Raw genomic sequence first — 25,574 nt, 5'->3', positions numbered from 1 at the left:
GTCACACTTAATTCTTTTTATCTTGTTCGAATCGGTTCTCATCTGGAGCGATGTTGAGAATTTGTAGCGCCCCTTTCATTATTTCGGAAAATACTGGACCTGCTACCGCACCGCCATAATAAGAATCCCCTTGTGGCTCATTCACCATCACTACCAATGATAGGCGTGGGTTACTTACCGGAGCCACACCGGCTGTATAAGCAAAATACTCATCACTATAACCACCAGCGATAGCCTTACGCGATGTCCCCGTTTTCGCGGCAATTCGATAACCAGGAACAGCCGCTTTTACAGCAGTACCACCTTTCTGGGTAACCGTTTCCAACATTTCGAGCACATCATGAACATTCTTTGTACTCGCCACTTGATGTTCCAAGTTATCTTGGCGATGTCCTTCAATAAGATGTAAAGGTTGATATTTACCCATGTTACCTAACGTCGCGTAAGCGTGGGCTAGCTGAATTGGGGTAATCGCCAAACCATAACCGAAGGCAATAGTCGCTCGCTCAAAGTCGGACCAACGTTGACGGTTAGGGAAGATACCAATACTTTCCCCAGGAAGGTTCAACCCTGAGGTTTCGCCTAAACCAACTGAGCTATACATACCTAAAACGGCTTCAATGGGCATCTTTAGTGATAATTTCGATACACCAACGTTACTCGATTTTTTCAAAATCATTTGTAATGACGCTTTACCACCCGGAATTTTGTCCGAATCGCGCACCATTGCGCCACCAATGCGCATTGTGCCATCACCAATATCGATAATAGTTCGGGTATCTGCCACCCCATTTTCTAAAGCAGCCAATACAACAAAAGGTTTAACGGTTGACCCTGGCTCAAACGCATCAGTAATCACGCGGTTACGCATTTTAAAATTTTGATAATCAGCGCGATTATTGGGGTTATACGACGGTGCATTAACCATCGCCAATACTTCACCCGTTTTTACATCAACCATTACTGCTGATGCGGAAGTGGCTCGGTAATCCGCCATCGCCTGCTTCACGGCTCTAAACGCAATCGCTTGGATACGTTGATCAATGGTCAGTTGCAATGGTTTACCCGCTTCACTCTGTTCTAGCGAGATATTTTCTACCACTCGTCCATAGCGATCTTTACGAATAATTTGCTTGCCAGCTTCTCCGGTCAGCCATTTATCATAACTGCGTTCAACCCCTTCCAAGCCGTGCCCATCAATTCCTGTCACCCCAACCGTATGAGCACTCACTTCACCTGCTGGATAATAACGGCGAGATTCAGCCTTCAACCCAACCCCAGGTAATTTCAACTCACGGATATAATTCGCCATGGCAGAGTTAACTTGACGCTGTAAATAAATAAAGCGTCGAGTGTCATTGTCTTTAATGCGTTTGATAAGCCCCTGACGATCAAGCCCCAGAACATCTGCCAACGCATACCAGCGGTTTTTATCTTGTAAACTGCCCTTTTTAATGATGGTGGCAGGGTCTGCCCACACAGCCTCAACGGGCACACTCACAGCAAGCGCTTCACCGTTGCGATCGGAAATAATACCGCGGGCGGAATGGATGGTTTTGGAGCGAACCGAACGTAAATCACTTTGATGAATCAAGTTATCCGGTTCAATAATTTGAATAAAAGCTGCACGCCCTACCAAAAGAGCAAAAGCAACAAAGATAAAAAAGAGAATAAGATAAAAACGCCAGCGGCTAAATGGGGCCGAGCTAGCCGCCGTGATCGATCTTTTATCTGGTACGGATTTCGATTGGGAGGGTTTAGACGGCTTCTTCATTTGGCGTTTATCACTACTTCTTTGTCGGCATCAGGGCGTTTCATATCTAAATCACTTTGTGCGACGTCCTGCACACGACTATGTTCAGCCAACGCTGTCTCTTCAATAATCAAATTGCGCCATTCATTATCTAACTGCAAACGCTTACTTTGAACCTGATCAAGCTTAGACACCGCTTGTCTCGTGTCATGGGTGGTTAATACAACCCCCATAGCACTGGCAAAAATAAGTACCAATAAGATAAGCGGTATCCGACCCACAGTCAGCAGATCAATGAATATCAATTTGGCTAAATTCGGGGTTGGCTGAGGCATAATATCGTTAGAGCTTTTCGGCAATCCTTAACACAGAGCTACGAGAGCGAGGGTTCATATCAACTTCTTGTTCTGTTGGCTTAATCGCTTTTCCGACCGTTTTAAGGTTAGCACTACCAAGCGCTTTGATCTGATCTTGAGTCAATGGAATGCCATGCGGCACCTCAGGTCCTTTACTCTCTTTACGCATAAAGCGCTTCACCATACGGTCTTCAAGAGAATGGAAACTGATCACAGATAAACGACCTTCTGGCGCTAATACATTCATTGCACCATTCAGCGCTTTATCGATTTCTTCTAACTCACTGTTGATGTAGATGCGAAATGCTTGGAACGAACGCGTTGCTGGGTGTTTCTTCTCTTTAAAGCTTTTTGGCGCAGCTTCGGAGATAAGTTTTGCTAGTTGACCAGTACGAGTGAGAGGTTCGTTTTCTTCGTTCTCACGATACGCCACAATCGCTTTGGCAATGCGACGAGCGTGTTTGTCTTCACCAAACTCGCGAATCACCCATGTAATATCATCGAGATCGGCATTAGCTAACCATTCCGATACCGGAAGACCGCTCGTTGGGTCCATACGCATATCCAGCGGACCATCTTTCATAAAGCTAAAACCACGTTCTGCGTCATCAAGTTGGGGCGAAGAAACCCCTAGATCAAACAGCACGCCATCGACTTTACCCACAAGATCATAGCGTTCCGCATATTCCGCAATCCCCGAAAAAGGACCATGGACAATGGTAAACCGAGGATCATCAATTTTTTGCGCTTCAGCGATAGCTTGTGGATCTCGGTCAATACTAAACAAACGACCATCAGGGCCCAGTTTCGACAAAATGGTACGACTATGACCGCCACGACCAAAAGTGCCATCGATATAAGTACCGTCTGGCTTGATCGCCAATCCATCAATGGATTCATGTAAAAGTACAGAAATGTGCTGGAAAGATTCAGTCATAATATTCTCATTTGCCCATCGGCTATCAATTTTATTAATTAGTGTACTTATTTCCGACACTACCGCTAGCGGTTAGCTCGTCTGGGACGTGACTTTGCGCTAAGTTTAAAGCTTTTCGCTTCGGCTGAGTCAATATAAAGCAAAAAACCCATCATAACTCGAGAGCCATGATGGGTTTAGAATAGGTGGAGTCGGCATCGTAAGCCGGGTTCTGTTCCGCTTGCGCGGCGGTAGCCATTCGTCTAGGCCAGCAATCACTCACTGGCTCAAGCAACCTACCCGCCTCCTAACGCGAGCAACGCTATGTGGAAGCCTATTTGGTCTTGCTCCGGGTGGAGTTTACCTTGCTACGAACTGTTACCAGTCGCACGGTGCGCTCTTACCGCACCCTTTCACCCTTACCTGTACCCGAAGGCCATCGGCGGTATTCTCTCTGCTGCACTTGTCGTAAGCTCACGCTCCCCAGGCGTTACCTGGCACCCTGCTCTTTGGAGCCCGGACTTTCCTCCCCTCCATCAGTCTCCCTAACACAAGGTTAAGGGACGTCAATGAAGCAGCGACTACCCAGCCAACTCCGACCGCGAATAATATAGATAACCGCCGTCAGTGTCTAGGAAGAATCAAGAAACTCTGCTAATTGCCTACCAAACGGTTAAACTTACACCGATTCTAAACTCAATATCAATTAATCTAAGTTCTCTAAACCCCATTTGTAGAGTTCATTTTTCTTGAGATTATAAATTTCTGCTGTCAACGCCGCTGCTTTTTTCAAAGGCAGTTCTTTGACCAGAATCGTTAACGAACGCAGCGCTTCATCGGGAATACCACTGGCTTTATCTTCACGATAGCCATGAATCAGTAATACCATTTCACCGCGCTTGCGGTTGTCATCTTCTTCAATCCAAGTAACCAATTCACCAAGTGGTAACCCCTGAATCGTCTCAAAAGTTTTGGTTAACTCACGCGCCAATACAACTTCGCGATCAGGACCAAGAATTTCGAGCATATCTTGTAATGATTCGGTGATACGATGTGGCGATTCGTAAAAAATACAAGTACGTTCAACTTTGGCGATCTCAAGCAATTTGTCTTTGCGACCTTTGCTTTTCGCTGGGAAAAAGCCTTCAAAACTAAAACGATCCGATGGCAACCCAGAAGCGCTCAAGGCAGTAATCACAGCACACGCACCAGGAAGTGGCGTAACTTTAACACCCGCTTGACGACACTGGCTGACTAAATGATAACCTGGGTCACTAATAAGGGGCGTACCAGCATCTGAAACTAAAGCGATGGACTGGCCCGCTAATAATTTCTCAACTAATACTTGAGCTTTTTGCTGTTCATTGTGATCATGCAAGGCGAACGTCTTAGTTTGTATATTGAAGTGAGAAAGCAATTTACCCGTATGGCGTGTATCTTCCGCAGCGATAACATCAACATTGGAAAGTACATCTAACGCTCTTTGGGTAATATCGCCAAGGTTACCAATTGGCGTCGGAACTATGTATAACGTAGGGACGTCCAAGGTTTTGCTATCTGTCATTTGTTTACCATCACTTCAACGATTAATATAGAGACAATTTTACACGGATTAACTTAAGAACTCATGGCTATGAAAAACCATCAGAGACGCAGTGTACCACGCTTACTCACTCCTGTTGCATTCGCGATCATGTTAGCGGCTTGTTCGTCTAAACCTTCAGCACCTGATTTTGTCGATATAACGAACGAACCAAGTGAAACCGCACAAGTGTACATTATGCAAGCCGATACCACTCAAGGTAGTTTGCAAAATGACCTGTTGATCATGGCCATGAAAGCCGCGATTGTCGCCAACAACACTGAACAAGCAGAGCTTATCAGTAAACGCCTATCGAAACAGAAGCTTAGCTCGATGCAAATGGCAGAATGGCAACTGAACAAAGCGCATCTACTCACTAATGTTGAGCAGTATGATAAGGCTCTAGCACAACTTAATTTCAAACCTTATTGGAAACTGTCTGACGAGCAATGGAAAAATTATCACCAGCTCAAAGCAGATATTTATACCAATTTGGAGCAACCTTTCGATTCAAGCCGCGAGCTAGTCGCTTTATATGACTACACCCCGCAAGGCAGTTGGGAAGGCATTTCTGACCAAGTCTGGGCTAATTTAAGTAAATATAATGGACACAGCATCACGAGCTTAGCGACCAAACCTGATGAAGATGTGTTAGATGGTTGGTTACAACTTGCCGTTTATATGAAGACCATGGGTAGTGATCTCCCACAACTGCAGAATACGCTGAAAAACTGGTTAGCAGAAAACCCACAACACCCAGCCGCATTAAATACCCCGAAAGATATTCAAGATATCTTAGCGATGGACATTGCCCAGCCTAGCCGTACAGCTTTGCTGTTACCGTTAACCGGTAAATACGCACGTCAAGCACAGCTGATTCGTGATGGTTTTATTATGTCATTAATGAATGACCAAACACGTAAACCCGATGCTAGCTTCACGGTCATCGACACTAATGCGCAAAGCATAGAGCAGATTGATCAAACACTGACCGACAAAAACATCGACTTTATTGTTGGTCCGCTGGAAAAAGACAAGATCGAGGCATTGCAAAAACTTCAAGAAAGTCACAGTAAGCCTATCAATATGCTTGCACTGAATATTCCAGAAGAGCTAGAAGAAGGCTATCAAACTTGTTATCTCACGTTATCGCCAGAACAAGAAGTCGCGCAAGCAGCTAAGCATTTGTTCAGCCAAGGTTATCAATACCCTCTACTGCTCGCCCCTGATGGCAGCTATGGTCAACGTGTCGTTGATGCCTTTAATGATGAATGGCGTAAATACAGCAAAAACAAAGTGGCTGTAAGCTTGTTTGGTGACAAACGCCAATTGCAAAGAAATATTAACTCAATTTTTGGTTTGCAAGACAGCCAACAAAACATCGCGCAGATGGAAGAGTTAACCAATATGAAGCTGCAAAGCCAGCCGCGCAGTCGTCGAGATATTGATTCGGTTTACATTGTGGCAAACAGTGCAGATCTCACGTTAATCAAGCCATTTATTGAAGTGGCGATTAACCCAGATACACAGCCACCACGTCTGTTCTCCAATTCAACAAGTAATGGTAATGGGCATCAATATGAAGATTTGAGTGGCGTTACTTACAGTGACATTCCACTACTGGTTCATCCAGACACTTCAATCTCAAACCAAATGGAACGTCTATGGCCAAAAGACTCTAATGGTGAACGTCGTTTGCAAGCACTTGGTATGGATGCATATCGACTAATGATGGAATTACCTCAGATGAAAGTGGTCCAAGGTTATACCATTAACGGACAAACTGGTGTTCTGAGCATTGACGAGCAGTGTGTTGTACAACGTGAGATCAGTTGGGCTAAACACTAGTTATGGGTCTGTTTAATCGCCGTAAAACGGGATTATTCTATGAACAACAAGCGGCAGATTATCTGATCCGCCACGGCCTTTTCCTCGTCGAGAAAAACTTTGTAATTCGCGGCGGGGAGTTGGATTTAGTGATGCGTGACAAACAGACGTTGGTCTTTGTCGAAGTAAAATATCGAGATAACCCACGTCATGGTCATGCCGCTGAAATGGTCACGAAGCAGAAACAAAAACGTCTGATTCGTTCGGCTATGATATGGATGAAAAAACAACACCTCAATGTACACAACACGGATTTCCGGTTTGATGTGGTTGCGATCCAAGATTCGGGTCGCCATATTGAGTGGATAAAGAACGCAATTACCGAAGGATAATCAATGCTAGACAGCATTAAAGACAGTTTTACCGAAAGCATTCAAATTCAAATTGCAGCAGCAGAAGCATTACCAGATGCCATCATGCATGCTGCACAAGCTATGGTGGCAACCCTATTAAACGGCAATAAATTACTTTGCTGTGGTAATGGTGGCTCATCAGCCAACGCGCAACAGTTTACGTCTTGTTTATTAAACCGTTTTGAAACTGAACGCCCTAGCCTACCAGCATTAACCATGTCTTCAGACACCACAACGTTAACAGCCGTAGCGAATGATTATGCATACCAAGAGATCTTTTCTAAGCAAGTCCGCGCTCTAGGCCAGCCTGGTGATATATTGCTTGCGATCTCAACCAGTGGTAACAGCCAAAACATCATCAAAGCAATGGAAGCTGCAGTGACTCGAGACATGACCATCATTGCACTAACAGGCAAAGATGGCGGAGAAATGGCAGGTTTATTGGGTGAAAACGATGTAGAAATTCGTATTCCATCTCAGCGAACAGCGCGCATTCATGAAGTGCATATGCTAACACTCCACTGCTTGTGCGACTTGATTGATCAAGTATTGTTCCCAGCACACGAGGACTAATCGAGTGAAAAAATATCGACACTTTTTACTAGCATTAACAGTGTTATTTTCCGTCACGGGCTGTGCCGGTATTTTTATTGCGGGCGCAGCAACAACTGCCAACTTGGTTACCGACCCACGCTCTGCACAGCAAATTTGGGATGATAACCACCTAGAGCTTAATATTGGTGGCCTTAGCCATAAAGCACCTTATAAAAATCAATTACGTATTACCTCCGTATCTTATCAAGGTAAGGTCGTACTGATTGGTCAAGCCAAACAACAGGACTTACTTGATAAATTTGCAGCAGAAGTGCGTAACATGAAAGGCGTGCGTGAGCTGCATAATCGAGTCGAAGTGAAAGAACCACTTTCCTTTAGCCAAGTGAGCGAAGACAGTTGGATCACGACTAAAGTGAAATCTGCCTTGCTAACCAAATCTGAGCTTAATGGCGTGAAAGTCAGTGTAGAGACCGAAGATAAAGTAGTGTATCTCTTTGGCTACATTACTCGTGATAAAGCGCAAATTGCGACCGATGTTGCACGTAATATCTCTGGCGTCAAAGAAGTGGTGCGCGGTTTTAACTACGCGGATTAATTTGAAAGAGTTAACCACGTAGATTAGAGTTACAATCGCAGTAACAAAAAAAGCAGCGTATTTACGCTGCTTTTTATTTTATCATTATGCGAGATGCAGTTTCGTTATTTCACCACTCTCAGACTTGGACGGCCACGTGGTCTTGGCGGTTCATCGTCAGGGTCTGGTTCATGATCATCGTCTGATTCTGCAGTCACGAGAGACATCGTATCTTCCGTCTCTTCTATGTCATCAAAATCATCTTCTTCAACCATCATATCCATGTACGCAGGTTCAGGTTCAAACATAGTGCCTGCACCATTTTCACGCGCATAGACAGCCTGTACCGCATACAAAGGTACAATCACCAAATGTGGACGACCACCGAAACGAGCACTGAACGTCACCTCATCATTGCCCAGTTGTAAATTACCAACTGCACGAGGTGCGATATTCAATACAATCTGACCATCTTGAACATACTCAAGTGGCACTTTGACACCATTTAACGTGGCATCGACAACCAGATGAGGTGTGAGATCATTCTCCAACAACCAATCGTAATATGCACGAAGCATAAACGGGCGGCGTGGAGTCATATTATCAATATCCATCAGGCAACCATTAACGCGCCAGACGCATCTCACGTTCTGCTTCAGTTAGAGAAGCCAAGAAAGAATCACGCTCAAATACGCGGTTCATATAAACTTTAAGTTCTTTTGAACCTGGGCCAATCAAATCAATACCTAATACAGGTAGACGCCATAGCAGAGGAGCCAAGTAGCAATCGATAAGGCTGAACTCTTCACTCATGAAGTATTCAAACTCAGCAAATACTGGACCTAAAGTAAGCAAATCATTACGTAGACGAGTACGAGCAGTTTCAGCTTCTTCTGCAGTACCGTTTACGATTTTCTCAGCAAGTGAATACCAGTTACGCTCGATACGATAAATCATTAGACGACTGTTACCACGAGCAACTGGGTATACAGGCATCAATGGTGGATGAGGAAAACGCTCATCAAGATATTCCATGATGATTTTTGAATCGTACAAAGCCAACTCGCGATCAACAAGAGTCGGTACTGATTTGTATGGATTCAGTTCGATCAGTTCCGCTGGTAGGTTATTTTCGTCAACCAACTCAACTTCAAAACTCACGCCTTTTTCCGCCAGCACGATGCGAACCTGATGGCTATACATATCAGTGGCACTTGAAAACAGAGTCATCACAGAACGTTTATTGGCAGCTACAGCCATGGAGCCCTCCAGCACACTTAAACAGATAAAAACAATGGAGGGACAAGCCTCCATTGATTAATTCAAAATCGGGAAATAGCACGGCATAATAGCACAATTAGTGCACATCACGCCAATATTCTTTCTTCAGCAACAAACTGAGTATAGTAAAAACAGATAAAAAGCCTATCACCCATAGCCCAAGCTCACTGCGAACTTGTTGTTTAGGTTCAGTGGTATACGCGAGATAATTCACCAAATCGCGAACCAATTGGTCATACTCGGCTTGGCTCAACATGCCTTTATTCGTCGGCATTAATGCCATCACCCCATCAGACTCTCGGCTCAAAGACTGACTGCCTTGTAAACCTTCAAGCACATTGGGCATCATGATATTAGGCGCTAACAGATTATTCACCCCTAATGATCGTTGTTCATCACGATAAAACTGGTGCAAAAAAGTGTACAACCAATCAACTGAATATTGACCGGCAGCCAATGTGAGATCGGGAGCCGCTACACCTAACCACGCCTCCATGTTGTCTTTAGCTAGCACACTTTGCATAGGTTCTGACCAATGCACTTGAGGATCAACTATAATACTGGCTCGCATGGCTTGTTTGCTGATGTGTAAGTCTTGAGCAACCGTTCGGTAACGTTGGTATTCCATACTGTGGCACGCCAAGCAATATTGAGAATAATACTGCGCTCCTCTTTGCAATGACTCGATATCATCAAGGTCATTATTGGCTGTCATTAACGCCTGTGCCGCAAAAGAAAACATGGCGAGTAAAACGAGAAAAAAGCCCTGTACACTTTTCATTTCATAGTGACCCTTTTTGGCAGAGGAGTCGTTTTCTCTCGTTTACTATAAAAAAAGAGCAACACATAAAACATGAAATAGCACAGACTAAAAATTCGCGCTAACACGGTATTGAGTGTTGTAACAGGCAGGCTACCAAGAATACCTAGCGCAATAAAACTGACTACAAAAAGCAGCAGATTTCCTCGATGTAGTCGGCTACGATAACGAAAAGAACGTACCGAGCAGCGATCTATCCATGGCAGAAAGAACAGTAATATAACCGCCATCAACATGGCAAAAACACCGAATAATTTATCGGGTACAGCTCTTAACACCGCATAAAAAGGGGTGAAATACCAAAGCGGAGCAATATGCTCAGGCGTTTGCATTGGGTCGGCTGGAACATAATTCGTCGCTTCTAAAAAGTAGCCATCTAAGCCCGGATGAAAAAAAAGGATGTAACTGAATAAGATTAAAAATACGCCAATACCAAAGAGATCTTTTACAACGCCATAAGGATAAAAGGGAACACAGTCGACAATATCGTGGTCTTTGGTGTAGCTAGAATGAAACGTAAATCGACTTGGTTCTTGCACTGTTCCTTTGGGTAATTTCGTCTCGATACCATCTGGGTTATTCGATCCCACTTGATGCAACGCAATAATATGTAGATACACCAAGAGCAACAATATCAGCGGCAAACCGATCACGTGAAAAGCGAAAAATCGGCTCAATGTAATACCAGAGACCACAAAGTCACCCCGTATCCAATTCGCTAATGAATCCCCAACCACAGGCACCGCGCTAAATAAAGACGTTATCACCTGAGCGCCCCAATACAACATCTGCCCCCAAGGTAATAAATAGCCCATAAACGCTTCCGCCATCATCACCAAAAAGGCCGCCATCCCTATTAGCCATACCAACTCCCTAGGCTTTTGATAAGAGCCGTAAAGCAGGCCACGGAAAATATGTAAATAGATAACGATAAAGAATGCGGAGGCTCCCACGACATGGAGATAACGTAACAACCATCCATATTCGACATTACGCATTATTTCTTGTATCGACGCAAAGGCCTGCTCTACAGTAGGTTGATAACTCATTGCCAACCAAAGCCCAGTAAGAATTTGATTAACTAGAATGAGCAAAGAGAGAGAACCAAACAGCCACCAAATATTGATATTACGCGGAATCGGATATTGGGAGGCATGCTTACGAAAAGCCTCTTTGATTGGTAATCGAGCATCAATCCAATTCACTAACCGAGAGTTCACGTATTATCTCCTTCGTCTTTACCGATCAGTAACCGATTGGCAGACAAATAACGGTATTTGGGCACAGCCAAATTCAACGCTGCAGGTCCACCAGCAAAAACACGCCCTGCCATATCAAAACTCGATCCGTGACACGGGCAGAAAAAACCACTTTGTACCCCCGTCACATGCTCACTTAACGTGTTAGGTAAGTAGGTAGGTGAGCACCCTAAATGAGTGCAAATACCCACGGCGACAAAGATTTCAGGTCGAATCGACCGGAACGGATTCTGGGCATAGTCAGGCTGCTGAGCTTGCGTCGACAAAGGGTCTAATAATCGATTATCGGCCTGTTTCAAAGCTTCAATCATGGCGGGAGGGCGACGGACAATCCATACCGGTTTACCTTGCCATTGAACACGAATCAATTGGCCTTCAGCAATTTTAGAGATATCAACTTCCACAGGCGCTGCTGCTATTTGAGCCGTCACACTTGGTTGCCAAGCGCGAATAAACGGAACAGAAAAAGCCGCGACACCCAATGCCCCAACCACAGATGTACTAACAGTAAGAAAACGTCGTCTTGCTAAGCGATCGACCGATTCATGACTCATTTACAAAGCCCCTGCCACCTACAGCACACACCAAAATCACATAACAGTAGATCACAACCATCCTAAATATCATTGAATAAACGGAAGTTAAGTAAACCGCTATTTCCTTGTCAGGTAAAGGGATTATTTATATACCCAAATGACCTCAAGATGCAGACTTCAGAGCTTCATCAACGAGCACAGGTCAAGCTCAATGACGGAAGGAATGGTTATTCCCTTTCAACGTAACTGGGCGCGGAAATGGGCTTGTTGATGAGCTCCCAAGGGGCGAGTTGTATTCGCTCCTATGCTGCGTTACTGATTTTCTACGTAGAATAACTATGTGTTCAAATCAGTGCCTTGCCTATGAGCGAATACATTCTCGCTGAAACCGCATCTTGAGGTTACTTGGGTATAATGACAAATACGACAACAAAGGGAAAAGAATCAGAAGAAAGAGTGAAATGAGGTTAACCAAAAATAAAAAAGCTCGGCATAAGCCGAGCTTTTTGAGCCATAATCCAACAATTCTGGACGATGATCTTTTCGTAAAGAAAAGATTAACGTTTAGAGAACTGTGGACGACGACGTGCTTTACGTAGACCAACTTTCTTACGTTCAACGCGACGTGCGTCACGAGTAACGTAGCCAGCTGCGCGTAGAGCAGGACGTAGAGACTCATCGTATTCCATAAGAGCGCGAGTGATACCGTGACGGATAGCACCTGCTTGACCTGCAATACCACCACCTTTAACAGTGATGTATAGGTCTAGTTTCTCAACCATCTCAACTAGCTCTAGAGGTTGTTTAACAACCATACGAGAAGTTGGACGACCGAAGTATTCATCAAGGCTACGCTTGTTGATTACGATGTTGCCGCTGCCTGGTTTAATGAAAACACGTGCAGCTGAGCTTTTGCGACGGCCAGTGCCGTAGTATTGATTCTCTGCCATTTTCGAAATCCCCAATTAGATGTCTAGTACTTTTGGTTGTTGAGCAGCGTGGTTGTGCTCAGCGCCAGCGTAAACTTTCAGCTTACGGTACATAGCACGGCCTAGAGGACCTTTTGGAAGCATACCTTTAACTGCTGTTTCAATCGCCATTTCTGGTTTACGGTCAATCAATTTTTCAAAAGTGATTGATTTAATACCACCTGGGAATTCAGAGTGACGGTAGTAAACTTTGTTCTTAGCTTTGTTACCAGTCACTGTCACTTTCTCAGCGTTGATAACTACGATGTAGTCACCAGTGTCAGTGTGAGGAGTGTATTCAGCTTTGTGTTTGCCACGTAGGCGAGATGCAATTTCACTTGCTAGACGGCCAAGAGTTTTACCTTCAGCGTCTACAACGTACCAGTCGCGTTTTACAGTTTCTGGTTTAGCAACGAAAGTTTTCATGCTAATAATTACCCGTTAATTCAAATTTACACTTAAAGGAGCATTTGCTCCCACTGTCTAAGAGCCCAGTCATCACCCCTTCGAGTGGATGGCACTCTCGGCCTAAAAAGACCTGCAGTAACGGTGGGTCGCAGGATTATAGAGAAGAGCGAAGAAAAAATCACCTTTTTTTGCTAATTTTTTTCCGTTTTTTTAATAAAAAAAACACTTCTCACCGTGCGAAAAAGCAAGTGCGGCGGGCATCATACAGCAAAGCTCTCTTTATGCCTAAACTAAATGCTCTCTGGCCAAATATTCTCGACTTTGCATCTCTATTAAACGAGACTGACAACGAGCAAATTCAAACTCAAGCTGACCATGAGTATATAGCTCTTCCAAAGAGACTTCAGCGGACAAAATAAGCTTCACATGACGCTCATAAAATTCATCCACTAGAGCAATAAAACGCCGTGCAGCATCATCAATGGTCGCGCCCATTTGATGAACATCACTCAAAAAAACGGTGTGATATAAACGAGAAATCTCGATGTAATCGTTTTGGCTGCGGGGGGTTTGGCACAATTGCGCGAAACTCGCATGCAACACACCATCGCAGGTGTTTATCACGTCAATATCACGATGATTGATAGTAATCACCTGCAGATGAGATTGCCCACCCCCCGTAAGCTGCTGGTAATAACGTTCTAGATTTTGCTGAGCATCTTCATCTAAAGGGAAATGATAGATTTCAGCTTGCTCTAGTGTGCGCAATCGATAATCAACGCCGCTATCTACGTTGAGAATGTCACAATTAGCTTCGATCAAAGCAATCGCAGGTAAAAAACGAGCTCGCTGTAGACCATTTCGATACAGCTCTTGCGGGGGAATGTTTGATGTAGCAACTAACACAACATGCCGATAGAAAAGCTCTTGAAACAGTGTCCCCAAAATCATCGCATCGGTAATGTCTGACACAAAAAACTCATCAAAACAGATAATATCCGTTTCTTTAGCAAGCGTGTCTGCCACTTTTTCAAGCGGATCACTCACATCACTAAGCTGAGCCAATTCGTGATGAACACGGAGCATGAAACGGTGGAAATGAATCCGCATTTTCTTTTCAGTTGGTAGCGCATCAAAAAAGGTATCCATTAAATAGGTTTTTCCTCTTCCAACACCTCCCCAAAAATAGAGACCTTTAGGTGGTTTCGCTACTGCAACTTTCTGGCGGATCACTTTTTGCCAAAAGCTAAGTTTTACCGCTGGTGCGTGTTCATATTCGACTAATTGATGATACAGGCGATCCAAAGCATCGACAGCCATTGCTTGCGCTGGATCCCTTTGAAAATCTGACTTTGCTAAATCTTGTTCGTAACGTTGCTTTGGAGTCATTGCTGTCTACTATCTATAAAGAGAAAAAACTGACGCACAGCGCACATGCTTTTTGCTTTATCCCAACCATAAACTCATAGTAACATGTGGTTAGGGCATGTGTAACCAATTGGTGAAAAACATGTTAAATAACAACAATAAGGAGCTGTTATGCCTTGGATATATGCTATTGTAGGCCTGCTGGTTGGCGTTGTTGTCGGGATTATCATCGCGCGCCTGACTACGCCACAGTATAAATCTCAAAAGTCCCTACACAAAGATCTGCAAACTGCAAAATTCGAGCTAGAGCAACAACGTCAAGAGCTTGCAGACCACTTCTCTCAAACTGCTGACATGCTAGATGCATTAGGCAAAGATTACACCAAGCTATATCAGCACATGGCCAAAACATCGGTCGATTTGCTACCAAACATGCCAGAGCAAGACAATCCGTTTGAAAAAACGATGGCACAACATCAAGCTGACGAAACCGTCGTTGTCGAAGAAGAAAGTAATGCATTACCGCCGAAAGACTATGCTTCTGGTGCAACAGGATTATTAACCGATGATAAGAAAGAAATTTTAGACTCATCACAGGTGGTTAATAGCCGAGCAAGCTAATTGTTAAAATAGTGACTGAACTTTGCAAAGGTTTTTGAGTCATAACTCACATTGGGTCTGTTGAATTTTTTCGTTTGGCACATATATCCAAACTACAGGCGTATATCTTTGAGGAGTTTTATGATGAAAAAACCTTTGCTTGTTCTTACCGCATTGTCTTTAAGCTTAAGTTCCATCATTACCCCACTACCGGCATCAGCTGCTCTCCCTTTAACCGTTCAAGGAGAGCAAGTACCTAGTTTAGCCCCTATGCTAGAAAAGGTAACGCCAGCGGTGGTCAGTATTGCAGTCGAAGGAACTCAAGTTTCCCGTCAACGTCTTCCAGAACAGTTCCAGTTTTTCTTTGGACCTGACTTCCCAACTGAACAACTTCAAGAACGTCCATTTAAAGGACTAGGTTCAGGCGTTATTATCAATGCAGACAAAGGCTATGTTGTAACCAACTATCACGTTATCAATGGCGCAAACTCAATTCGAGTGCAACTTCATGATGGCCGTGAATACGATGCGAAACTGGTCGGCGGTGATAAAATGTCAGACATTGCCCTGTTACAGCTTAAAAACGCCAAACACCTAACTGAAATCAAGATAGCAGACTCAGACCGACTTCGAGTTGGTGACTTTGCCGTTGCTATTGGTAACCCATTTGGCCTTGGCCAAACAGTCACTTCAGGCATTATTTCCGCCTTGGGTCGCAGTGGCTTGAATATTGAAAACTTCGAAAACTTCATTCAAACCGATGCGGCAATCAACAGTGGTAACTCTGGTGGCGCTTTGGTTAACTTAAATGGTGAGTTAATTGGTATCAATACCGCTATTTTGGGTCCAAATGGCGGCAACGTGGGTATTGGTTTCTCCATTCCATCTAATATGATGAAAAACCTCACCGATCAAATCCTAAAATATGGCGAAGTAAAACGCGGTATGTTGGGTGTTCAAGGTGGTGAAGTAAATTCCGAATTGGCTGAAGCTCTTGGCTTAGATTCAAGTAAAGGAGCATTTGTCAGCCAAGTGGTTCCAGATAGCGCAGCCGATAAAGCAGGATTAAAAGCTGGAGATGTGATTGTCTCAGTCAATGGCAAAACCATCGATACTTTCTCTGAATTGCGCGCTAAAGTGGCAACTCTGGGTGCCGGTAAAGAAGTGACTCTTGGCATTATCCGTGATGGTGACAAAAAAACTTATAAAGTCACATTAGGCGAACAAAACGAAACCAAGACTCAAGCAGCAGATCTCCACCAAGGTCTTGCTGGTGCTCAATTCAGCAACACAACTCCAGCCGATTCAATCCAAGGGGTAAAAGTGGTCGGCGTAGAGAAAAACTCACCAGCAGCTCAGTATCAACTGCAAAAAGATGACATCATTATTGGCGTCAACCGTCAAAGAGTGAAAAACATCGCGGATCTTCGTAAGATTCTGGAGAAAAAACCAGGCGTACTTGCGTTGAACATCCAGCGTGGTGAACAATCTATCTACTTGATCATCCGTTAAGGCATCATAACGATTAAGCGCAGCAGCCTATCGTCTGTGCTTAATCAGCCAGCCAAGTGAATGGGTAAATCCTCATCCAGGTTGGAATGTGATCAGCATAGGCAGTGGCGCCCAATCAGCCACTGCCTTTCTTTTTTATTGGCTGTATGCGTGACTCATTTTCGCGTCTAGTCAGGTAATAGAATGAAAACAAAGTAGCGATTTAGCACGAATTCAGCATACAATACCGCTTATTAGTCGCACATATTCATTGTTGTTATCGATTGTTTTGGGGTCTTTATGCTGAAATTTTGGCTTCGTTCCATTAGCGTAGGGTTACTTGCCGCTGCCATTATTATTGCGTCAGTACCATCGCTTAGAGCTCATGTTTTTCATAAAAGTGAAGACACTGCAGCAGATATGGGAACGGTGCAGCTTTCATTTAACCAAGCGGTTCACCGTGCGGCGCCCGCAGTCGTGAATATCTACAGTCGCCAGTACGATCGCAATAATCATAAAAAGCTATCAACTCAAGGGTTAGGCTCAGGGGTTATTGTTAGCAAAAAAGGCTATATCATTACCAATTACCACGTGATTGCCCAAGCAGACCAAATTATCGTGGCCCTGCAAGATGGACGCGTAGCAGCAGCGCAGCTCGTAGGTAAAGATAAACGAACGGATCTTGCTGTGTTGCGCATCGAAGGAAGTAACCTTCCTGTCATCCCTCTGAATCCCAATTATCAACCTAAAGTCGGCGATGTGGTATTAGCCATTGGTAACCCTTACAACTTAGGTCAAACAACAACTTTTGGTATTATTTCTGCTACCGGACGTTCATCCATTAGCGCAGGTCGCCGCCAAGCGTTTATCCAAACAGATGCTGCAATCAACGAAGGTAACTCGGGTGGTGCACTAGTGAATTCCCGTGGCGAGTTAGTTGGCATTAATACCGCATCCTTCCAACAAGCAACCGATATTGAAACCTACGGTATTTCATTTGCAATCCCCTTTTCGCTAGCCAATACCATCATGGATAAAATCATCGCCGATGGCCGAGTCATTCGTGGCTACATTGGTGTTGATGGTGAAGATATGAATGCGATGACATCGAGACTGCTTGATGGCGAGCACATCGGCGGCATTTTAGTGATAGGAATTGACCCTAATGGTCCTGCACACAAGGCAGGATTGCATGCCAATGACATCATATTAAAAATCGATGGTAAGAAAATCAGTGGACGTCAAAGTGTTATGGAGACGATAACCAACTTACGTCCGGGGACTAGAGTTAACATCACCATACTGCGTAAAGGTAAAGAGATGGATCTTCCCGTCACTATTGCCGAAGACACTCGCAGTTAAATTTATATTATATCCAAATGACCTCAAGATTCAGACTCACATAACCCCATCCATGGAGCTCCTCTTTACCCTCTCTGGTAAAGAGGGTCTGCTTATCAGCATCCGCTTGATGCGTAAAACTGGAGCATAATGAGGTTCGGTTATTGAGATTCGGCCTGATGGAAAATTAAAGGAAAGCAAAAGTACCGCAGTGTATTTCCTTTCGCGCTAAAAAAAACGGAGCCCATAGGGCTCCGTTTTTATGAGAACGCGAGTTCTAGCATTATTTCTTAGCAAGTTTCTCTTTAATACGAGCAGCTTTACCAGATAGTTCACGTAGGTAGTACAGTTTGGCACGACGTACAGCACCACGACGTTTCACTTCAATGCTATCAACGATTGGTGAGTGAGTTTGGAAAGTACGCTCAACACCTTCACCGTTAGAGATCTTACGTACAGTGAAAGCTGAGTGTAGACCGCGGTTACGAATAGCGATTACAACACCTTCGAACGCCTGTAGACGTTCACGGTCACCTTCTTTTACCTTAACTTGAACAACAACAGTGTCACCTGGTGCAAATTTAGGTAGGTCTTGTTTCATTTGCTCTTGTTCTAGAGCCTTGATGATGTTACTCATTTTTTAAATTCCTAGAATAAACTGATACTTAATAAAATAGGTTACGGGTTCTGAGTCTCTTTAATGAACTCAGCCAGTAATAGTTCCTGTTCGTCAGTCAGAGCTAGGTTTTCCAGGAGCTCTGGTCTTCTTTTCCAGGTACGGCCTAGCGATTGTTTCAATCGCCAACGACGCACATCCTCATGATTACCGGATTTCAGTACCGCTGGCACTTCTTTTCCATCTAACACTTCCGGACGTGTATAGTGCGGGCAATCCAATAAGCCATTTGCGAAAGAATCTTTTTCCGCTGACGCAAAATCCCCAAGAACCCCCGGAATAAACCGAGATACTGAGTCAATTAACGTCATGGCAGGGATTTCACCCCCAGTCATTACAAAGTCACCAATCGACCATTCTTCGTCAACTTCTGACTCGATAATGCGCTCATCTACCCCTTCGTATCGACCACAAATCAGAATAACATTCTCATTCGTTGCCAACTCTTCAACTCCCGTTTGGTCGAGTTTACGACCTTGAGGAGAAAGGTAAATAACTTTCGTCTTACCCGGTGCTGCCTGTTTTGCAGTATGAATGGCATCGCGCAAAGGCTGAACCATCATTAACATGCCAGGACCACCACCGTAAGGTTTATCGTCAACAGTGTGACGCTTATCGTGAGCAAAATCTCGAGGATTCCATAGCTCAACTGATAACAAACCTTTTTTAACCGCTTGACCTGTTACTCCAAAATCCGTCACGCTGCGGAACATTTCTGGAAATAGGCTAATTACGCCAACCCACATTGTTCTTTGCCTTCCGTTTTAGAGTTAGAATCCAGGATCCCAGTCAACTTCGATCCGTTGAGCTTCGCGATCAACTTTTTTGATCACTTGCTCTTCAAGGAACGGAATTAATCGTTCCTTTTGGCCGAAAGCATCTTTTAGATTTGCTTTCACAACCAGGACATCGTTTGAGCCAGTTTCCAACATATCAGTGACCTGACCAAGGTCATAACCCTGAGTTGTTACCACTTGCATACCAAACAATTCACGCCAGTAGAATTCTTCTTCTGACAGTTCTGGTAGGACTGCAGGATCGATAAAGATTTCAAAGTTAGTGAGCAAATTCGCATCTTCACGGACATCAAGCCCATCAAGTTTTGCGACCATACCTTTGTTATGGCGCTTCCAACTTTCCACTTTATATTCGACCCACTCACCCTTATGTTGAATAAACCAAGGGCTGTAATCAAAAATACCTTCTGGATTGTCTGTGTAGGAAAAAACTTTAAGCCAGCCACGAATGCCGTAAGTAGAACCAAGTTTACCTACAACGATTCTTTCATTTTGCTCACTCATTGTTTCTTTACCTTTCATCGACATAAACTAGTGCTTCTTAGAGAATTAAGCCGCTTTTTGAGCGTCTTTAACTAGTTTAGCTACACGGTCAGATACAGTAGCGCCTTGTGATACCCAGTGGTTCACACGGTCTAGATCTAGACGTAGGCCTTCTTCTTGACCTTGAGCAGTAGGGTTAAAGAAACCTACTTTCTCGATGAAACGGCCAGTAGCTGCGTTGCGGCTATCTGCAACAACGATTTGATAGAATGGACGCTTTTTAGCGCCGTGACGTGCCAAACGAATGGTTACCATGTCGTCCTCTTTGCTTTCTCAATAATAAAATTAACCCCAAGAACCGTTCATAAAATAACAGTTTGGGGTCTCGTGCCAAAATAAAGCCTCGGAATTTTACTCTTATTCCGAGGCATTGCAAGGGTTTTAGCTATTTTTTCGCCACCAAGAATGGACGAAAAAGTCTGTGAAGTGGTTAACAGTTTGAAAAGCCATCAGCCGCTGTTTATCGCTTAAACAACTTAACGACCGAAGAAACCGCCACCGCCACCAAAGCCGCCGCCACCCATTCCGCCCATCATGCCTTGCATGGAGCGCATCATACCTTTCATGCCACCTTTCTGCATTTTCTTCATCATCTTTTGCATCTGGGTGAATTGTTTTAGTAGACGGTTAATATCTTGTACCTGAGTACCAGAACCAGCCGCGATACGTTTCTTGCGCGAGCCTTTAATCAACTCTGGATTTTGACGTTCTTTCATCGTCATTGAGCTGATAATCGCTTCCATCTGCTTGAAAACTTTGTCGTCAACTTTGTCTTTTACATCTGAAGGAAGTTGAGACATGCCAGGAAGCTTGTCCAACATACCCATCATGCCGCCCATATTTTGCATTTGGCCTAGCTGCTCACGAAAGTCTTCTAAGTCGAAGCCTTTCTTCTGCTTGAATTTCTTCGCTAGTTTTTCTGCTTTTTCATGGTCAACATTACGTTGTAGATCTTCAATCAGTGATAAAACATCACCCATCCCCAATATACGTGATGCCACGCGATCAGGGTGGAAAGGTTCTAGAGCATCGGTTTTTTCACCCACACCCAAGAATTTAATTGGTTTACCCGTGATATGGCGAACAGACAATGCAGCACCACCACGTGCATCGCCATCAACTTTGGTTAAAACAACACCCGTTAATGGTAGAGCATCGCCAAACGCTTTCGCGGTATTAGCCGCGTCTTGACCTGTCATCGCATCAACAACAAACAAGGTTTCCACAGGGTTGATCGCTTGATGCAACTCTTGGATTTCACCCATCATTTGTTCATCGATAGCCAAACGACCCGCAGTATCGACAATAACAACGTCAAAGAATTTACGTTTTGCGTGGTCAATGGCACCGTTGGCGATATCAATTGGCTTTTGATCAGCCGATGATGGGAAGAAATCCACACCAACATCCGATGCCAAGGTTTCCAACTGTTTGATCGCCGCAGGGCGATAAACATCAGCTGAAACCACTAATACTTTTTTCTTGTCGCGCTCTTTCAAAAGCTTAGACAGTTTACCAACACTGGTCGTTTTACCAGCACCTTGCAAACCTGCCATCAAGATAACAGCAGGTGGTTGCGCTGCTAAATTAAGAGCCTCGTTAGACTCACCCATGACAGCCTCAAGCTGAGCTTGAACAATCTTGATGAACTCTTGGCCAGGAGTCAGGGATTTAGAGACTTCCACGCCAACCGCATTTTCTTTAACGCGATTTACAAAATCACGAACAACGGGCAGAGCTACGTCAGCTTCTAACAGCGCCATGCGCACTTCGCGCAGCGTCTCTTTGATATTGTCTTCAGTAAGACGACCTTTACCGCTGATGTTCTTCAGCGTTTTGGATAATCGATCGGTTAAATTCTCAAACATCTCTATTCTCTTCGCTATCAGGCGACAATCTACTCGTGAGTATACCTTAGCCAGAGGAATAGGCATACCCATGAGATCCCTCTCTATCCTTTAAGATATCAATTTCATTATTGGCATGGATCACTTTTCTAAACAAAGTCTGCATAATCATTGACGAAACAGCCATAGCCCATTGTCATCACTCAAGGTATAATCAAACGATTCAATAATCGGTTTAGTGAGAAACATGGACAACTTTATCACCGCAGTTGCCGCTATTTTGTATTTTGCCTCTATCGCGATGATCGTTCCGGGTGTGGTAAACCAGACCGGCATCAAAACTAAGGCCGTCTTCGGCAGTGCAGTTCTCGCGTTAGTCTTTCATGCGTGGCTACTTAGTGATCTAATTTTTCATCGTAATGGTCAGAACTTAAGTATTCTCAATGTGGCATCGTTAACCAGCTTCATTGTATCGTGCTTAATGACGGCATCGATGTTTAAAGCGCGTCTATGGTTTTTATTGCCGATTGTGTATAGTTTTTCTGCTATCAACTTGGTGATTGCTAAAGTGGTACCAAATACGTTTATTACGCATTTGGAAAACAACAGCACACTGCTCATTCATATTTCTTTCGCACTTTTTTCTTACTCTACGCTCTGTATCGGCGCGCTGTATTCCATTCAGCTCGCTTGGTTGGATCATAAATTAAAGAAGAAAAAGAGCCTCGCAATCAATCCAAATTTACCACCGCTACTGAGAGTTGAACGTCATATGTTCAATATCATCGTAGTAGGTAACGCTCTGCTGACTTGTACGTTAATTACCGGTTTTTGGTTCCTAACCGATATGTTTACAGATGGAAATGCACATAAAGGGATACTCTCCTTTATCGCGTGGGTTGTGTATTGCATTTTATTATGGGGCCACTACCAACAAGGCTGGCGAGGTAAAAAAGTGACTTGGCTTTCTGTTATCGGAGCCATCTTACTCACCTTAGCCTACTTCGGTAGTCGCTTTGTGAAGGAATTTATTCTTAGCTAAGGTCTAAGTTTAGACCTTTTCATCATTGACACCTGACCTCACATAGGTCATTAATTACTCAAATTGTTATAAGGAAATGGATCGTTTTGGACGACATATCTACGGGTATATTGTTTGCGCTACTCGCGTGTCTTATTGTTATCTCAGCCTATTTTTCCGGTTCTGAAACAGGATTAATGTCACTGAACCGTTATAGACTCAAACACTTATCTAATACTGGACACAAAGGTGCCAAGCGGGTTGAAAAGCTGTTAGAACGTCCGGACCGACTCATCAGTCTGATCCTAATCGGTAACAACCTGGTAAATATCCTTGCTTCTGCCATTGCGACCATTCTTGGTATGCGTCTGTATGGTGACATGGGGGTAGCGATAGCAACAGGTGCACTCACCTTAGTGGTTCTGGTCTTTGCTGAAGTTACGCCAAAAACAATTGCCGCACTTTACCCAGAAAAAATCTCCTATATCAGCAGTATTATTTTAAACATTCTAATGAAGGTAATGTCGCCTATCGTCATTTTCATGAACTTCATTACGAATGGCTTTATTATGCTGTTAGGGATTAAGCCCCAACAAAGCGGTGATGATTCGTTAAATTCAGATGAATTACGTACCGTGGTAAATGAAGCTGGAGGCCTGATTCCACGCCGCCACCAAGATATGCTGCTATCCATTCTTGATTTGGAACACGTTACCGTAAACGATATTATGGTGCCACGTAATGAAATTACGGGTATCAACATCAATGATGAGTGGAAATCCATTGTTCGCCAATTAACACACTCTCCTCACGGTCGTTTGGTTTTATATAGAGACCAGATTGATGAGGTAGTAGGTATATTACGCCTACGAGATGCCTCTCGTCAGATGTTAGAAAAAAACGAACTGACCAAAGAGACATTGCTACGCTCTGCTGATGAAGTTTACTTCATTCCTGAAGGCACACCACTGAACGTACAGCTACTGAAATTTCAACGCAATAAAGAACGCATTGGTCTTATCGTTGACGAATATGGCGATATTGTCGGTTTGATTACCTTGGAAGACATTCTGGAAGAGATAGTTGGTGAGTTTACAACCTCAATGTCTCCTAGCCTTGCTGAAGAAATCACTCCTCAAGGTGATGGCAGTTTCCTCATTGAAGGCAGTGCAAACATTCGTGATATTAACAAAAGCCTGAAATGGAAATTACCTACCGATGGCCCTCGCACTCTAAATGGTTTAATTTTGGAACATCTTGAAGAGATTCCTGAAAATAAAATCAGCATTAAGATTGCCAAGCATCCAATGGAAATTCTTGAACTGGAAGAAAACCGGATTAAGCTGGTTAAAGTCTACCCATCAAAGCTTAAAAAAATCAGTTAGGTCCACTTTAAATACCAATCGTGGTAATGATGTGGTCAGAAATTGCATAGAAAAAAGGCTTGGTATCAACCAAGCCTTTTCTTTTTTATTCAATATGATACTGAACTTAATGAACTTTCAGTTCTTTTAACATCGCTTCTGGCAGTGCCAAGTCGTCGTTCTTATTGACTTGGATACCTGCGGTAATCACATTTTGTGCAATCTCCTTTGCTTGCTCTAGAGAGTGCATCGCTGCAGTGCCACATTGGTATTTGTTCAGTTCAGGAATATGATTTTGATCTTCAACTTTCAGTACATCTTCCATTGCTGCTAACCATGCTTGCGCAACACGCTGCTCATCAGGTGCGCCGATAAGACTCATGTAAAAACCAGTACGACAACCCATTGGTGAAATATCAATAATCTCGACATCAGAACCGTTAAGGTGCGCGCGCATGAATCCTGCAAACAGATGTTCTAGTGTATGAATTCCTCTTTCAGACAAAATGTCTTTGTTAGGAACAGTAAAGCGCAAGTCAAATACCGTAATGGTATCGCCTTTAGGGGTTGTCATGTTTTTTGCCACACGAACTGCTGGTGCATGCATACGTGTATGATCGACGGTAAAACTGTCTAATAGTGGCATGATTCTTTTCTCCATTGCACACTGGTTTAGAAAAACCAGCTTAAATTATCGTCCAGTTCCTGACGGCATTTTTTCAGCTGCCAGCCATATTCTTTAGCCTGATGTTCAACTTTTCTGGCCACAGCAACCACCGCAGGTTTAGAGCGATAGGAGTGACGTTGAAAACCACCTCGGCCTTCATGATACGCTAAGTATTGATGAAAAGTATCCCATTTAGAGACTCCCAATTGTTTTTGAGTCTCACTGGTATACCAGCCAATAAACATTAGAGCATCATCAAAATCGTTTCTTGAACCACCATAATCGGTCGAGTTTTGAAATTCTTCCCACGCGGGGTCTTGAGCTTGAGCATAACCATAAGCACTACTTACTCGCCCCCACGGAATAAAACCCAACACATAATCTTTCGGCGGCAAAGCGTCATGGCGAAAAGCACTCTCTTGCTTAACAAACGCCATCGCTATCTGAATCGGAGTGCCCCACTGCTTGTTCATGTTCAATGCAGCTTCATACCAATCAGGCTTTTCACGAAAGATATCACATAAATTCGACTGATTTTTAGGTGGTGCAGTCGCACACCCCATTAGGGTGACGACTCCAACTAATAACAAAAAGCGAATGGTATTCTTCAT

The 25,574-nt window shown here is 43.8% G+C and carries 28 protein-coding genes and 1 other RNA gene; 9 read left to right on the top strand and 20 right to left on the bottom strand.

Features of this window, described 5'->3' with window-relative positions:
* Positions 1 to 7: 7 nt before the first annotated feature.
* The 5 genes from JCM16456_RS02720 to rsmI form a co-directional block, all read right to left on the bottom strand.
* Positions 8 to 1,774 (bottom strand): penicillin-binding transpeptidase domain-containing protein, encoded by a 1,767-nt coding sequence (locus JCM16456_RS02720; protein ID WP_068712142.1) that lies wholly within the window; start codon positions 1,772 to 1,774, stop codon positions 8 to 10.
* Positions 1,771 to 2,088 carry a cell division protein FtsL gene (ftsL, locus tag JCM16456_RS02715; RefSeq protein WP_068712140.1) on the bottom strand — a complete coding sequence of 106 codons (318 nt, stop codon included), beginning with the start codon at positions 2,086 to 2,088 and terminating at the stop codon, positions 1,771 to 1,773. The genes JCM16456_RS02720 and ftsL overlap by 4 nt, the downstream gene beginning before the upstream one ends.
* Positions 2,089 to 2,095: 7 nt before the next feature.
* Complete coding sequence (gene rsmH / locus JCM16456_RS02710) at positions 2,096 to 3,046, bottom strand: 16S rRNA (cytosine(1402)-N(4))-methyltransferase RsmH (protein ID WP_068712138.1); 951 nt, start codon at positions 3,044 to 3,046, stop codon at positions 2,096 to 2,098.
* Between the two features lie 183 nt (positions 3,047 to 3,229).
* Positions 3,230 to 3,622: RNase P RNA component class A (gene rnpB, locus JCM16456_RS02705), an RNA gene on the bottom strand.
* A gap of 109 nt (positions 3,623 to 3,731) precedes the next feature.
* On the bottom strand, positions 3,732 to 4,589 hold the full coding sequence (gene rsmI, locus JCM16456_RS02700; RefSeq protein ID WP_068712137.1) for a 16S rRNA (cytidine(1402)-2'-O)-methyltransferase: 858 nt from the start codon (positions 4,587 to 4,589) through the stop codon (positions 3,732 to 3,734).
* A gap of 69 nt (positions 4,590 to 4,658) precedes the next feature.
* Here rsmI and JCM16456_RS02695 point away from each other — a divergent pair, with 69 nt between their 5' ends.
* From JCM16456_RS02695 to JCM16456_RS02680, 4 genes are read left to right on the top strand one after another with little or no spacing between them, the layout of a single operon-like run.
* Positions 4,659 to 6,455 (top strand): penicillin-binding protein activator, encoded by a 1,797-nt coding sequence (locus tag JCM16456_RS02695; RefSeq protein ID WP_068712136.1) that lies wholly within the window; start codon positions 4,659 to 4,661, stop codon positions 6,453 to 6,455.
* A gap of 2 nt (positions 6,456 to 6,457) precedes the next feature.
* On the top strand, positions 6,458 to 6,826 hold the full coding sequence (locus JCM16456_RS02690; protein WP_068712135.1) for a YraN family protein: 369 nt from the start codon (positions 6,458 to 6,460) through the stop codon (positions 6,824 to 6,826).
* A gap of 3 nt (positions 6,827 to 6,829) precedes the next feature.
* Positions 6,830 to 7,420, top strand: a complete 591-nt coding sequence (locus tag JCM16456_RS02685) for a phosphoheptose isomerase (protein WP_068712133.1) — start codon at positions 6,830 to 6,832, stop codon at positions 7,418 to 7,420.
* 4 nt (positions 7,421 to 7,424) lie between these two features.
* Positions 7,425 to 7,997: a BON domain-containing protein gene (locus JCM16456_RS02680; RefSeq protein WP_068712131.1), complete on the top strand. Its 573-nt coding sequence runs from the start codon at positions 7,425 to 7,427 to the stop codon at positions 7,995 to 7,997.
* Between the two features lie 104 nt (positions 7,998 to 8,101).
* Here the strand turns inward: JCM16456_RS02680 and sspB are convergent, their stop codons facing one another.
* From sspB to zapE, 8 genes are all read right to left on the bottom strand, one after another.
* The gene (gene sspB / locus JCM16456_RS02675) at positions 8,102 to 8,590 is read right to left on the bottom strand and encodes a ClpXP protease specificity-enhancing factor (RefSeq protein ID WP_068712129.1); all 489 of its coding nucleotides are present in this window, start codon (positions 8,588 to 8,590) and stop codon (positions 8,102 to 8,104) included.
* Between the two features lie 10 nt (positions 8,591 to 8,600).
* Positions 8,601 to 9,236 carry a stringent starvation protein SspA gene (sspA, locus tag JCM16456_RS02670; RefSeq protein WP_068712127.1) on the bottom strand — a complete coding sequence of 212 codons (636 nt, stop codon included), beginning with the start codon at positions 9,234 to 9,236 and terminating at the stop codon, positions 8,601 to 8,603.
* A gap of 97 nt (positions 9,237 to 9,333) precedes the next feature.
* The gene (locus tag JCM16456_RS02665) at positions 9,334 to 10,038 is read right to left on the bottom strand and encodes a cytochrome c1 (protein WP_068712125.1); all 705 of its coding nucleotides are present in this window, start codon (positions 10,036 to 10,038) and stop codon (positions 9,334 to 9,336) included.
* Complete coding sequence (locus tag JCM16456_RS02660) at positions 10,035 to 11,297, bottom strand: cytochrome b (RefSeq protein WP_068712123.1); 1,263 nt, start codon at positions 11,295 to 11,297, stop codon at positions 10,035 to 10,037. Before JCM16456_RS02660 ends, JCM16456_RS02665 begins: the two co-directional genes overlap by 4 nt.
* Positions 11,294 to 11,890, bottom strand: coding sequence for a ubiquinol-cytochrome c reductase iron-sulfur subunit (petA, locus tag JCM16456_RS02655; protein ID WP_068712121.1), 597 nt, complete (start codon positions 11,888 to 11,890; stop codon positions 11,294 to 11,296). Before petA ends, JCM16456_RS02660 begins: the two co-directional genes overlap by 4 nt.
* Positions 11,891 to 12,429: 539 nt before the next feature.
* A complete protein-coding gene (rpsI, locus tag JCM16456_RS02650; protein WP_068712117.1) occupies positions 12,430 to 12,822 on the bottom strand; it encodes a 30S ribosomal protein S9 in 393 nt (130 codons plus the stop codon).
* 15 nt (positions 12,823 to 12,837) lie between these two features.
* On the bottom strand, positions 12,838 to 13,266 hold the full coding sequence (rplM, locus tag JCM16456_RS02645) for a 50S ribosomal protein L13 (protein WP_068712116.1): 429 nt from the start codon (positions 13,264 to 13,266) through the stop codon (positions 12,838 to 12,840).
* A gap of 267 nt (positions 13,267 to 13,533) precedes the next feature.
* Positions 13,534 to 14,637 carry a cell division protein ZapE gene (zapE, locus tag JCM16456_RS02640; protein WP_068712115.1) on the bottom strand — a complete coding sequence of 368 codons (1,104 nt, stop codon included), beginning with the start codon at positions 14,635 to 14,637 and terminating at the stop codon, positions 13,534 to 13,536.
* Positions 14,638 to 14,787: 150 nt separating this feature from the next.
* Here zapE and zapG point away from each other — a divergent pair, with 150 nt between their 5' ends.
* The 3 genes from zapG to degS all read left to right on the top strand — a co-directional run bounded on the left by zapG (position 14,788) and on the right by degS (position 18,069).
* Entirely contained in the window at positions 14,788 to 15,237 is a 450-nt protein-coding gene (gene zapG / locus JCM16456_RS02635; RefSeq protein WP_068712111.1) for a Z-ring associated protein ZapG, read from the top strand.
* Between the two features lie 123 nt (positions 15,238 to 15,360).
* The gene (locus JCM16456_RS02630; RefSeq protein ID WP_068712109.1) at positions 15,361 to 16,728 is read left to right on the top strand and encodes a Do family serine endopeptidase; all 1,368 of its coding nucleotides are present in this window, start codon (positions 15,361 to 15,363) and stop codon (positions 16,726 to 16,728) included.
* A gap of 279 nt (positions 16,729 to 17,007) precedes the next feature.
* Positions 17,008 to 18,069 (top strand): outer membrane-stress sensor serine endopeptidase DegS, encoded by a 1,062-nt coding sequence (gene degS / locus JCM16456_RS02625; RefSeq protein ID WP_068712107.1) that lies wholly within the window; start codon positions 17,008 to 17,010, stop codon positions 18,067 to 18,069.
* A 262-nt stretch (positions 18,070 to 18,331) separates the two neighbouring features.
* On the opposite strand, the gene rplS is transcribed toward degS, so the two are convergent.
* The 5 genes from rplS to ffh form a co-directional block, all read right to left on the bottom strand.
* On the bottom strand, positions 18,332 to 18,685 hold the full coding sequence (gene rplS, locus JCM16456_RS02620; protein ID WP_068712106.1) for a 50S ribosomal protein L19: 354 nt from the start codon (positions 18,683 to 18,685) through the stop codon (positions 18,332 to 18,334).
* A gap of 41 nt (positions 18,686 to 18,726) precedes the next feature.
* Entirely contained in the window at positions 18,727 to 19,470 is a 744-nt protein-coding gene (gene trmD / locus JCM16456_RS02615; RefSeq protein WP_068712105.1) for a tRNA (guanosine(37)-N1)-methyltransferase TrmD, read from the bottom strand.
* A 24-nt stretch (positions 19,471 to 19,494) separates the two neighbouring features.
* Positions 19,495 to 20,049 carry a ribosome maturation factor RimM gene (gene rimM / locus JCM16456_RS02610; RefSeq protein WP_068712103.1) on the bottom strand — a complete coding sequence of 185 codons (555 nt, stop codon included), beginning with the start codon at positions 20,047 to 20,049 and terminating at the stop codon, positions 19,495 to 19,497.
* Between the two features lie 21 nt (positions 20,050 to 20,070).
* A complete protein-coding gene (rpsP, locus tag JCM16456_RS02605) occupies positions 20,071 to 20,319 on the bottom strand; it encodes a 30S ribosomal protein S16 (protein WP_068712099.1) in 249 nt (82 codons plus the stop codon).
* 221 nt (positions 20,320 to 20,540) lie between these two features.
* Complete coding sequence (gene ffh / locus JCM16456_RS02600; protein ID WP_068712097.1) at positions 20,541 to 21,932, bottom strand: signal recognition particle protein; 1,392 nt, start codon at positions 21,930 to 21,932, stop codon at positions 20,541 to 20,543.
* 226 nt (positions 21,933 to 22,158) lie between these two features.
* Between ffh and JCM16456_RS02595 the strand changes: the two genes are divergently transcribed.
* Together JCM16456_RS02595 and JCM16456_RS02590 are read left to right on the top strand one after the other, a co-directional pair.
* Positions 22,159 to 22,953 (top strand): cytochrome C assembly family protein, encoded by a 795-nt coding sequence (locus JCM16456_RS02595; protein ID WP_068712095.1) that lies wholly within the window; start codon positions 22,159 to 22,161, stop codon positions 22,951 to 22,953.
* 86 nt (positions 22,954 to 23,039) lie between these two features.
* Positions 23,040 to 24,317, top strand: coding sequence for an HlyC/CorC family transporter (locus JCM16456_RS02590; protein ID WP_068712094.1), 1,278 nt, complete (start codon positions 23,040 to 23,042; stop codon positions 24,315 to 24,317).
* 106 nt (positions 24,318 to 24,423) lie between these two features.
* Here JCM16456_RS02590 and luxS read toward each other — a convergent pair whose 3' ends face one another.
* Positions 24,424 to 24,942 (bottom strand): S-ribosylhomocysteine lyase, encoded by a 519-nt coding sequence (luxS, locus tag JCM16456_RS02585; protein WP_068712093.1) that lies wholly within the window; start codon positions 24,940 to 24,942, stop codon positions 24,424 to 24,426.
* 26 nt (positions 24,943 to 24,968) lie between these two features.
* Complete coding sequence (locus tag JCM16456_RS02580) at positions 24,969 to 25,574, bottom strand: transglycosylase SLT domain-containing protein (RefSeq protein ID WP_068712091.1); 606 nt, start codon at positions 25,572 to 25,574, stop codon at positions 24,969 to 24,971.

Origin of the sequence: Vibrio tritonius (assembly GCF_001547935.1) — a bacterium.
Taxonomy (GTDB): domain Bacteria; phylum Pseudomonadota; class Gammaproteobacteria; order Enterobacterales; family Vibrionaceae; genus Vibrio; species Vibrio tritonius.
This window is presented reverse-complemented; position numbering and strand designations above follow the sequence as displayed.

Excerpts from the sequence above, each read along its gene's own strand:
- ffh (WP_068712097.1), bottom strand. The coding sequence starts at position 21,932 with ATGTTTGAGAATTTAACCGATCGATTATCCAAAACGCTGAAGAACATC.
- zapG (WP_068712111.1), top strand. The coding sequence starts at position 14,788 with ATGCCTTGGATATATGCTATTGTAGGCCTGCTGGTTGGCGTTGTTGTC.
- JCM16456_RS02695 (WP_068712136.1), top strand. The coding sequence starts at position 4,659 with ATGAAAAACCATCAGAGACGCAGTGTACCACGCTTACTCACTCCTGTT.
- sspA (WP_068712127.1), bottom strand. The coding sequence starts at position 9,236 with ATGGCTGTAGCTGCCAATAAACGTTCTGTGATGACTCTGTTTTCAAGT.
- zapE (WP_068712115.1), bottom strand. The coding sequence starts at position 14,637 with ATGACTCCAAAGCAACGTTACGAACAAGATTTAGCAAAGTCAGATTTT.
- JCM16456_RS02665 (WP_068712125.1), bottom strand. The coding sequence starts at position 10,038 with ATGAAAAGTGTACAGGGCTTTTTTCTCGTTTTACTCGCCATGTTTTCT.
- rsmH (WP_068712138.1), bottom strand. The coding sequence starts at position 3,046 with ATGACTGAATCTTTCCAGCACATTTCTGTACTTTTACATGAATCCATT.
- trmD (WP_068712105.1), bottom strand. The coding sequence starts at position 19,470 with ATGTGGGTTGGCGTAATTAGCCTATTTCCAGAAATGTTCCGCAGCGTG.
- luxS (WP_068712093.1), bottom strand. The coding sequence starts at position 24,942 with ATGCCACTATTAGACAGTTTTACCGTCGATCATACACGTATGCATGCA.
- JCM16456_RS02690 (WP_068712135.1), top strand. The coding sequence starts at position 6,458 with ATGGGTCTGTTTAATCGCCGTAAAACGGGATTATTCTATGAACAACAA.
- rplS (WP_068712106.1), bottom strand. The coding sequence starts at position 18,685 with ATGAGTAACATCATCAAGGCTCTAGAACAAGAGCAAATGAAACAAGAC.
- JCM16456_RS02580 (WP_068712091.1), bottom strand. The coding sequence starts at position 25,574 with ATGAAGAATACCATTCGCTTTTTGTTATTAGTTGGAGTCGTCACCCTA.
- petA (WP_068712121.1), bottom strand. The coding sequence starts at position 11,890 with ATGAGTCATGAATCGGTCGATCGCTTAGCAAGACGACGTTTTCTTACT.
- degS (WP_068712107.1), top strand. The coding sequence starts at position 17,008 with ATGCTGAAATTTTGGCTTCGTTCCATTAGCGTAGGGTTACTTGCCGCT.
- rpsI (WP_068712117.1), bottom strand. The coding sequence starts at position 12,822 with ATGGCAGAGAATCAATACTACGGCACTGGCCGTCGCAAAAGCTCAGCT.
- JCM16456_RS02685 (WP_068712133.1), top strand. The coding sequence starts at position 6,830 with ATGCTAGACAGCATTAAAGACAGTTTTACCGAAAGCATTCAAATTCAA.
- ftsL (WP_068712140.1), bottom strand. The coding sequence starts at position 2,088 with ATGCCTCAGCCAACCCCGAATTTAGCCAAATTGATATTCATTGATCTG.
- rpsP (WP_068712099.1), bottom strand. The coding sequence starts at position 20,319 with ATGGTAACCATTCGTTTGGCACGTCACGGCGCTAAAAAGCGTCCATTC.
- rimM (WP_068712103.1), bottom strand. The coding sequence starts at position 20,049 with ATGTCGATGAAAGGTAAAGAAACAATGAGTGAGCAAAATGAAAGAATC.
- rplM (WP_068712116.1), bottom strand. The coding sequence starts at position 13,266 with ATGAAAACTTTCGTTGCTAAACCAGAAACTGTAAAACGCGACTGGTAC.
- JCM16456_RS02720 (WP_068712142.1), bottom strand. The coding sequence starts at position 1,774 with ATGAAGAAGCCGTCTAAACCCTCCCAATCGAAATCCGTACCAGATAAA.
- JCM16456_RS02630 (WP_068712109.1), top strand. The coding sequence starts at position 15,361 with ATGAAAAAACCTTTGCTTGTTCTTACCGCATTGTCTTTAAGCTTAAGT.
- rsmI (WP_068712137.1), bottom strand. The coding sequence starts at position 4,589 with ATGACAGATAGCAAAACCTTGGACGTCCCTACGTTATACATAGTTCCG.
- sspB (WP_068712129.1), bottom strand. The coding sequence starts at position 8,590 with ATGGATATTGATAATATGACTCCACGCCGCCCGTTTATGCTTCGTGCA.
- JCM16456_RS02595 (WP_068712095.1), top strand. The coding sequence starts at position 22,159 with ATGGACAACTTTATCACCGCAGTTGCCGCTATTTTGTATTTTGCCTCT.